At 62.2% G+C, this 2302-nt stretch carries 1 protein-coding gene; it reads left to right on the top strand.

All coding sequences use genetic code 11. The features are described from left to right. Positions 1-224 precede the first annotated feature (224 nt). Positions 225-2302: DNA-directed RNA polymerase subunit beta (gene rpoB, locus EOA22_RS31055; protein WP_127390487.1), on the top strand; the 2078-nt coding region annotated here is incomplete at its 3' end.

Consider the following 2302-nt stretch of genomic DNA (forward strand, 5'->3'; position numbering starts at 1 on the left):
CGTCCGCCACTCCCTTCGCCCGAAGGGAGAGCGCGTAACGCGAGATCTGCGAGAACCTCTTTCCTGAGGGCCGAAAACCGGCCTTCAGGAAACGGGTTTTCTCCCGTTCTAGCCGGCCGCCGACAGGCGCCGGGAAAACAGACAGAGGGGTGCCGCCAAGGTGGCCCAGTATGGAAGGCGAGCCGCGGCGAGGCTCGTCCCGAGTTTAGAGCTAAGGAGCGACGATGGCCCAGACCCAGACTTTCAATGGCCGCAGACGCGTACGCAAGTTCTTCGGAAAGATTCCGGAAGTTGCGGAGATGCCGAACCTGATCGAGGTTCAGAAGGCATCCTATGACCAGTTCCTGATGGTGGCGGAGCCCAAGGGTGGGCGTCCGGACGAGGGGCTGCAGGCCGTTTTCAAGTCGGTCTTCCCGATCTCCGATTTTTCCGGCTCCTCCATGCTGGAGTTCGTGAAGTACGAGTTCGAAGGACCGAAATTCGACGTTGACGAATGCCGTCAGCGCGACCTCACCTATGCCGCGCCGCTCAAGGTGACGCTGCGCCTCATCGTGTTCGATATCGACGAGGACACCGGCGCCAAGTCCATCAAGGACATCAAGGAGCAGGACGTCTACATGGGCGACATGCCGCTCATGACCTTGAACGGCACCTTTATCGTCAACGGCACCGAGCGCGTCATCGTTTCGCAGATGCACCGTTCGCCGGGCGTCTTCTTCGACCATGACAAGGGCAAGTCGCACTCGTCGGGCAAGCTTCTGTTTGCCGCGCGCGTCATCCCGTATCGCGGTTCGTGGCTCGACATCGAGTTCGATTCCAAGGACGTCGTGCACGCCCGCATCGATCGCCGCCGCAAGATTCCGGTGACGTCGCTGCTGATGGCGCTCGGCATGGACGGCGAAGAGATCCTGTCGACCTTCTACAACAAGATCACCTACAAGCGTGCCGGCGACCATTGGCGCATTCCGTTCAACGTCGAGCGTTTCCGCGGCCTCAAGGCTGTCGGCGACCTGGTCGATGCCGATACCGGCGAAGTCGTCGTCGAGGCCGGCAAGAAGATCACCGCACGCCAGGCACGGGCGCTTGGCGAAAAGGGTCTGAAGGCGATCAAGGCGACCGACGAGGACCTGCTCGGCAACTATCTGGCCGAGGACATCGTCAACTACGCCACCGGCGAGATCTTCCTCGAGGCCGGTGACGAGATCGACGAGAAGACGCTGAAGGTGCTGCTCGGCACCGGCGAAGAGGAGATCAAGGTTCTCGACATCGACCACGTCAATGTCGGCGCCTATATCCGCAACACGCTCAACGTCGACAAGAACGAGAGCCGCCAGGACGCGCTGTTCGACATCTATCGTGTCATGCGCCCCGGCGAGCCGCCGACGCTTGAAACCGCCGAAGCCATGTTCAACTCGCTGTTCTTCGATAGCGAGCGCTACGATCTGTCGGCCGTCGGCCGCGTCAAGATGAACATGCGCCTCGAGCTGAAGGCCGAGGACACCGTGCGCGTGCTGCGCAAGGACGACATCCTGGCCGTGGTCAGGACGCTGGTCGAACTGCGCGACGGCAAGGGCGAGATCGACGACATCGACAATCTCGGCAACCGCCGCGTGCGTTCGGTCGGCGAGCTGATGGAAAACCAGTACCGCGTCGGCCTGCTGCGCATGGAGCGCGCGATCAAGGAGCGTATGTCCTCGATCGAGATCGACACGGTCATGCCGCAGGATCTGATCAACGCCAAGCCGGCGGCTGCCGCCGTGCGCGAGTTCTTCGGTTCCTCGCAGCTGTCGCAGTTCATGGACCAGACCAACCCGCTGTCGGAGATCACCCACAAGCGCCGCCTCTCGGCGCTTGGACCGGGCGGTCTGACCCGCGAGCGCGCCGGCTTCGAAGTGCGCGACGTGCACCCGACGCATTACGGCCGCATCTGCCCGATCGAGACGCCGGAAGGCCCGAATATCGGTCTGATCAACTCGCTGGCCACCTTCGCACGCGTCAACAAGTACGGCTTCATCGAGAGCCCGTACCGCAAGATCGTCGACGGCAAGCTGACCAATGACGTCGTCTATCTCTCGGCGATGGAAGAGGCCAAGCACCATGTCGCGCAGGCCAACGCCGAGCTCGACAAGAACGGTGGTTTCGTCGACGAATTCGTCATTTGCCGCAGTGCCGGCGAAGTGATGATGGCGCCGCGCGAAAACGTCGATCTGATGGACGTGTCGCCCAAGCAGATGGTGTCGGTGGCCGCGGCCCTGATCCCGTTCCTGGAAAACGACGACGCCAACCGCGCTCTGATGGGCTC

The sequence above is a fragment of the Mesorhizobium sp. M7A.F.Ca.US.014.04.1.1 genome, from assembly GCF_003998745.1.
In the GTDB taxonomy this organism is placed as follows: domain Bacteria; phylum Pseudomonadota; class Alphaproteobacteria; order Rhizobiales; family Rhizobiaceae; genus Mesorhizobium; species Mesorhizobium ciceri.